This is a genomic window from Nocardia sp. NPDC058497 (assembly GCF_042720195.1).
Lineage (GTDB): Bacteria > Actinomycetota > Actinomycetes > Mycobacteriales > Mycobacteriaceae > Nocardia.
This window is the reverse complement of record NZ_JBHXMY010000343.1, coordinates 1-6602: the sequence shown is the minus strand read 5'-3', so window position 1 is coordinate 6602 and position 6602 is coordinate 1. Positions and strand designations below refer to the sequence as shown.

The 6602-nt window shown below is 67.6% G+C and carries 8 protein-coding genes; 7 read left to right on the top strand and 1 reads right to left on the bottom strand.

The genetic code is table 11. From position 1 onward, the window contains the following. The 5 genes from ACFWPJ_RS21310 to ACFWPJ_RS21290 all read left to right on the top strand — a co-directional run. A partial coding sequence (locus tag ACFWPJ_RS21310) for a mechanosensitive ion channel family protein (RefSeq protein ID WP_378853885.1) occupies positions 1–378 on the top strand: 378 nt, incomplete at its 5' end. Continuing rightward, on the top strand, positions 365–514 hold the full coding sequence (locus tag ACFWPJ_RS21305) for a hypothetical protein (protein ID WP_365034010.1): 150 nt from the start codon (positions 365–367) through the stop codon (positions 512–514). The genes ACFWPJ_RS21310 and ACFWPJ_RS21305, both read left to right, overlap by 14 nt. Before the next feature lie 81 nt (positions 515–595). Beyond that, complete coding sequence (ftsE, locus tag ACFWPJ_RS21300; protein ID WP_378853887.1) at positions 596–1276, top strand: cell division ATP-binding protein FtsE; 681 nt, start codon at positions 596–598, stop codon at positions 1274–1276. Continuing rightward, complete coding sequence (gene ftsX, locus ACFWPJ_RS21295) at positions 1276–2178, top strand: permease-like cell division protein FtsX (protein WP_378853883.1); 903 nt, start codon at positions 1276–1278, stop codon at positions 2176–2178. The genes ftsE and ftsX overlap by 1 nt, the downstream gene beginning before the upstream one ends. 20 nt (positions 2179–2198) lie before the next feature. Next, complete coding sequence (locus ACFWPJ_RS21290) at positions 2199–2321, top strand: hypothetical protein (protein WP_378853881.1); 123 nt, start codon at positions 2199–2201, stop codon at positions 2319–2321. A gap of 7 nt (positions 2322–2328) precedes the next feature. Here ACFWPJ_RS21290 and ACFWPJ_RS21285 read toward each other — a convergent pair whose 3' ends face one another. Further along, a complete protein-coding gene (locus tag ACFWPJ_RS21285) occupies positions 2329–3747 on the bottom strand; it encodes a glycosyltransferase family 39 protein (protein ID WP_378853879.1) in 1419 nt (472 codons plus the stop codon). A gap of 131 nt (positions 3748–3878) precedes the next feature. Between ACFWPJ_RS21285 and ACFWPJ_RS21280 the strand changes: the two genes are divergently transcribed. After that, positions 3879–5273 (top strand): acyl-CoA dehydrogenase family protein, encoded by a 1395-nt coding sequence (locus ACFWPJ_RS21280; RefSeq protein WP_378853877.1) that lies wholly within the window; start codon positions 3879–3881, stop codon positions 5271–5273. A gap of 31 nt (positions 5274–5304) precedes the next feature. Further along, positions 5305–6522 carry an acyl-CoA dehydrogenase family protein gene (locus tag ACFWPJ_RS21275; RefSeq protein WP_378853875.1) on the top strand — a complete coding sequence of 406 codons (1218 nt, stop codon included), beginning with the start codon at positions 5305–5307 and terminating at the stop codon, positions 6520–6522. The last annotated feature ends 80 nt before the right edge of the window (positions 6523–6602 follow it).

The following is a 6602-nucleotide window of genomic DNA, read 5'->3' as shown; positions in this document are numbered from 1 at the left end:
ACGCTGCGCATCACCACCCTGCGCAACTCCGACGGCGAAGTGATCATCGTCCCCAACGGGCAGATCGTGAAGGTGACCAACCTGTCCAAGGACTGGGCCCGCGCCGCGATCGACGTACCGGTGTCGGCGCAGGCCGACATCACCAAGATCAACGAGATCCTGCACGAGGTCTGCACCAAGGCCTACCAGGATCGCCGCCTCAAGCCACTGCTGCTCGACGAACCGTCCGTGATGGGTGTGGAAGATCTCTCGCTCGACGTGATGAACATCCGGATGGTTGCCCGCACATTGCCGGGCAAACAATTCGAAGTGGGGCGCGAACTGCGCGTACGCGTCGCCGCGGCCCTGCGTAAGGAAGGAATCAGTGAAACCACGTAAGTCGACGGCGATCCTGATGGCCACCTGGGTGTCCACGTTCGTCGTCTACCTGTTCGTCAAGCCCGCCGAGACCGCGAACACCGGCCCGGTGTCGCTGCTCAACGCCGTCCCCACCTGGGTCGATCCGACGCCATAGGATTGCTCGCCGCCTCGCCGACGGCCTCGGGGCCCGGTCACCGCAAGGGTTCGCTGGCTACACTGGCTCCCCGTGATCACCATGCGCAACGTCTCCAAGTCGTACAAGACATCGACGCGGCCGGCGCTGGACAACGTCTCCGTCGAGGTGGACAAAGGCGAATTCGTCTTCATCATCGGCCCGTCCGGTTCGGGAAAGTCGACCTTCATGCGGCTGCTGCTCAAGGAGGAAGCGCCGACCTCGGGCGAGATCCGGGTCGCCGATTTCCGGGTCGACCGGTTGCCGGGGCGCAAGGTGCCGAAGTTGCGGCAGCGGATCGGGTGCGTCTTCCAGGACTTCCGGCTGCTCCAGCAGAAGACCGTGGAGCAGAATGTGGCCTTCGCGCTCGAGGTGATCGGCAAACGCCAGCAGTTCATCGAACGCACCGTGCCCGAGGTGCTCGACATGGTCGGGCTCGGCGGCAAGGGCAACCGCTTGCCCTCGGAACTGTCCGGTGGTGAGCAGCAGCGCGTGGCGATCGCGCGCGCGTTCGTCAACCGGCCGCTGGTGCTGCTGGCCGACGAGCCGACCGGCAACCTCGACCCCGACACCAGCGCCGACATCATGTCGCTGCTGGAACGGATCAACCGCACCGGCACGACCGTGCTGATGGCGACGCACGACAATCACATCGTCGACGCGATGCGCAGGCGGGTGGTGGAGCTCGACCACGGCAGACTCGTGCGCGACGAGGCGACCGGTGTCTACGGGGTGGGACGATAATGCGACTGAGTTTCCTGTTCACCGAGGTCGCCGACGGTCTGCGCCGCAATCTGACGATGACCGTCGCGATGATCCTGACCACCGCGGTCTCGCTGATGATGCTCGGCGGCGGCATGCTGTCGGTGCGGATGGCCGACAAGACCGAGAACTTCTTCATCGGCAGGCTCGAGGTGCGGTTCTACCTCGACGACGCCGTCTCCGACACCGACCCCGACTGCGCCGCCGAGCCATGCAAGACGCTGCTCGCCGACCTGAAGAACACCTCGGGCGTGGAGAGCGTGCAGTTCCTCAACCGCGCCGACGCGCTCGAGGAGGCCAAGAAGCTGTTCGCCGATCAGCCGGAGATGGTGCAGTACATCGCCGACTCACCGCTGCCCGCCTCGCTGCGGGTCAAGATGACCGACGCCGATCAGTACCAGCACATCTACGACAGCTTCGCGACCAGGCAGGGTGTGCGGATCGTCGCCAACGACAAGGAGTTCGTCGACCGGCTGGTCAGCCTGTTCGACGGGCTGCGCAATGCCGCGTTCGGCCTGGCGCTGGTGATGGCGCTGGCGGCGATGCTGCTGGTGTTGAACATGGTGCAGATCGCCGCGTACACGCGGCGCACGGAGGTCGGCATCATGCGCTTGGTCGGCGCGACGCGCTGGTATACCCAGCTGCCGTTCCTCTTGGAGGCGGTGGCGGCCGCGTTCGCCGGTTCGGTGCTGGCCATCCTCGGGCTCGTTATCGCCCGGCCGCTGGTCATCGATCGGGCGCTGGGCCCGCTGTTCGACAGCAATGTCTTCCCGCGGATCACCGGTGACGACATCGCCGTGGTGGCGCTGACGATCGCGCCCATCGGCATCGTCTTCGCCGCGGTGACCGCTTATCTCACCCTGCGCTTCTACGTCAGGGAGTAGTCCCGCCACCAACCGCCGCGATGGCGGGGACTCGTCATCGGGTCCCCGCCATCGGCGTCTGCACCGGCCACGTTGTCACGGCTGAGCAGCCCGACGAATGGCGCAAGGTCCTGCTCGAATTCCTCGCCCGGCGCGGCCTGTAGCGCGACGTCAGCCGAGGGAGCGCAGCTGCGGCCACACCTGCGACCACGGCCGGATCGGGTCGCGGCAGATGAACAGCGGTTCGCCCTGTTCGTCGTTGTCGATGCCGAGTCCGTTGTCGAGCACGCCCGCCGCTTCGACGATCGAACACAGGCCGGTGAGGCGGTCCCGGTCGATGCCGACGGTGAGCACCGTGGTCGCGGTGTCCGGCGGCGGACCCCACCACCAGTAGGCGTTGTGGCCCGAATACGGTGTCGGCAGACCGTATTCGGCGCCGTAGCGCTCGATGGCGCCTGCTTCGCCGTAGTTCGCGGTGAGTACTGCGGCACCCGGTGGGCGGGCCGCCGCCATCTGCGCGACGAAGCGGGGCCAGCCGATCGTCTCCCCCGCGTCGTAGTTCACGGCGAGGACGGGCGAGCCGGGCACCTGCGCGACCGGAAGCACGGGCAGGAACAGCACCGCTGACATTGCGGCGTTCAGCGCGATCACCGAACCCGCTGTCGCCCAGCGCTTTCCCCGATCACCGAGCGCCTGGGCGAGTCCGACCGACCCCGCCGCGAGCAGCACCGGATACATCCCGCCGAGGTAGTACGCCTTGCCGCCCGCCACCAGAAACAGCACGAACAGCAGACCGTAGGCGATCGGAAACGCCCGGTACCGCGAGTGCCACAACCGCCACAGACCGTAGCCCCACAGCGGCACCAACAGCGGGCCGAACAATCCGAACTGCAAGAGCACGAACATGATCGGCGAATCAGAGGTCCCCGACGAACCGCCCGCGATAGCCCGGCTCAATGCCCACTGCGGCCAGCCGTTGGCCGCCTGCCACCATAGATACGGCGCCGCGATCAACGCCGCGATCGCAACAGCCGCCGCGAAATACTTGGTGGCGAACACCTTTCGTTGCTGGGTGAGCAGCACCGCGACCGCGAGCGTACCGACGGGCACGACCACCAGCACCTTGTTCTCCACACCGAGCCCGACCACCGCACCGACCGCGAGCCACCACCGCGGATCGGCCCCGCGCAGCAGCTTCAGCATCAGCAGACAGATCAGCGACCACGCCGCCAGATCGAACACCGTCGTCCCGAACAGGTGACCCGCCGCCTGCACCATGGCCGCGCTCGCCACGGCACCGGCGGCCAGCGCCCGCGCGCCACGTCCCCCACCCAGCTCCTTCGCCATCAGCCCCGCGCACACCACGACGAAGGTCGCGGCGGCGATCGCGGGCAGCCGCAATACCCACAGCGCATCGGGGTCGATCGCGGCCATCAGCCGGGCCAGCGCGGGGGTCAGCGGCGGCTGGTCGGGATACCCCCAGTCCAGCCGGCGGCCCGCGGCCAGGAAGTACATCTCGTCACGGTGGTAGCCGTAGCGCGTCGTGGTGATCAACAGAACCAGGGCGAAAACCGACGCGATCACGGTCACTCGTCCAGACTGACACGAAATCCCCGATCCCATGGCCGTCGACGAGCTTCTTACTCCAGAGTAAGATAGACTTACCGAGGAGTAAGATAGCTGGGGTCACAAGCGCCCCGAACAGCCGAGGAAATCAGGTGATGATGAGCACTCGAGACAGCGCGACGAAGCGACGTCCGAACGACACGTCCGCGGTCGGTCTCAGCCAGCCCAAGCGGGACTGGATGGGCGCCGCGATGCGCGCTTTGACGACCATTACCGGGTCGGAGCTCGCCGAGAAGTACAACCTGCGCAAGCCCATCGAACGCGTCACCTACGAGGGCACCAAGACCGGTTTCCGCACCCTGGGCGCGGCCACTCGCACCTTCGCCAAGGTCACCGGCGGCGGCCAGCCCAAGCGCCTGCCCGACAACGAGGCCAAGACCAAGGACTACTTCGACCTCACCCCGTCCGACGAGCAGCAGATGATCGTCGAGACCGTGAAGGACTTCGCCGGCGAGATCCTGCGCCCGGCCGCCTACGAGGCCGACAACGCCGCCAAGGCGCCGCGTGACCTGCTCGAGCGCGCCGCCGAACTCGGCATCACCCTGATCAACGTGCCCGAGGAGCTGGAAGGCGCGGCCTCCGAGCGTGGCGCGGTCACCAATTCCCTGGTGGCCGAGGCTCTCGCGCACGGCGACATGGGTCTGGCGCTGCCGATCCTGGCGCCCAGCGGCGTGGCCGTCGCCCTGTCTCAGTGGGGCACCGACGCCCAGCAGCAGACCTACCTGCCCGCCTTCACCGGCGAGAACGTGCCGCAGGCGTCCGTGGTGATCAACGAGCCGCGCGCGCTGTTCGACCCGTTCGCCCTGCAGACCAAGGCCACCCGCTCCCCCAGCGGCTTCCGCCTCAACGGCGTGAAGAGCCTGGTCCCGGCCGCCGCCGATGCCGAACTGTTCATCGTGGCCGCCGAACTCGACGGGCGCCCCGCGCTGTTCATCGTCGAGTCCGACACCGCGGGCCTGTCCGTCGAGGCCGACCCGAGCATGGGTCTGCGTGCCGCCGGTCTGGGCCGTCTGGTCCTGGACAACGTGGCCGTCGGCGCCGACGCCGTGCTCGGTGACGGTGACGCCAAGGCGCGCGCCGAGGAGTACACCGACGCGGTGCAGCTGGCCCGGCTCGGCTGGTCGTCGCTGGCGATCGGCACCGGCCAGGCCGTGCTCGACTACGTGATCCCCTACGTGAACGAGCGCGAGGCGTTCGGCGAGCCCATCTCGCACCGCCAGGCGGTCGCGTTCATGGTGGCCAACATGGCGATCGAGCTCGACGGTCTCCGTCTCGTGACCCTGCGGGGTGCGTCACGCGCGGAGCAGGGTCTGTCGTTCGCCCGCGAGGCGGCGCTGGCGCGCAAGCTCGCCACCGACAAGGGCATGCAGATCGGTCTGGACGGCGTGCAGTTGCTCGGCGGCCACGGCTTCACCAAGGAACACCCGGTCGAGCGGTGGTACCGCGACCTGCGAGCCATCGGCGTTGCCGAGGGCGTGGTGCTGGTCTAGTCGGTCCGTCTTCGATACCCAGGAGAATTCCATGATCAACCTCGAACTCCCCAAGAAGCTGAAGGCGAGCGCCAACCAGGCCCACCAGGTCGCCTCCCAGATCTTCCGTCCCGTCTCCCGCAAGTACGACCTCGCCGAGCACGCATACCCGGTCGAGCTCGACACCATGGCCGCCATGATCGAGGGCCTGGCCGACTCCGGCACCCAGAAGATCGGTGGCGCCGCGGGTGGCCGCAACGACGAGGGCGGCGACACCGACCTTCTCGCCAACGCCAACGGCGGCAACATGTCCGCGCTGCTCAACGCGCTCGAGACCTCGTGGGGCGACGTCGGCCTGATGCTGACCATCCCCTACCAGGGCCTGGGCAACGCCGCGATCGCCGCGGTCGCCACCGACGAGCAGCTGGCCCGCTTCGGCAAGGTGTGGGCCTCGATGGCCATCACCGAGCCGTCCTTCGGTTCCGACTCCGCCGCGGTCACCACCACCGCCGTCCTCGACGGTGACGAGTGGGTCCTCAACGGCGAGAAGATCTTCGTCACCGCCGGTGAGCGCTCCACCCACGTCGTGGTGTGGGCCTCGGTCGACAAGAGCCTGGGCCGTGCGGCGATCAAGTCGTTCGTCGTCCCGCGTGACGCTCCGGGTCTGTCGGTGGCGCGGCTCGAGCACAAGCTCGGCATCAAGGCCTCCGACACCGCCGTGCTGCTGCTGCAGGACTGCCGCATCCCCGCCGACAACATTCTCGGCTCGCCGGAAGTCAACGTGGAGAAGGGTTTCGCCGGGGTCATGCAGACCTTCGACAACACCCGCCCGCTGGTGGCCGCCATGGCCATCGGTGTCGCCCGCGCCGCGCTCGAGGAACTGCGCACCATCCTCACCGAGGCCGGTGTCGAGATCTCCTACGACACCCCCGCGATGAACCAGCACGCCGCCGCGGCCGAATTCCTGCGCATGGAAGCCGATTACGAGTCGGCTTACCTGCTGGCCCTGCGTGCCGCCTGGATGGCCGACAACAAGAAGCCCAACTCCCTCGAGGCTTCCATGTCGAAGGCCAAGGCAGGCCGCACCGGCACCGACGTCACCCTCAAGGCCGTCGAACTCGCGGGCACCGTGGGCTACTCCCAGCGCCTGCTCCTGGAGAAGTGGGGCCGCGACTCGAAGATCCTCGACATCTTCGAAGGCACCCAGCAGATCCAGCAGCTGATCGTGGCTCGCCGCGTCCTCGGAAAGACCAGCGCCGAGCTCAAGTGAGCTGGTAGACAAACACGAAACCGGGGGGGGGGGCCCGCCACCAGCCCCACAATGACGATGTAGGGGTTGTGGTGACTAGC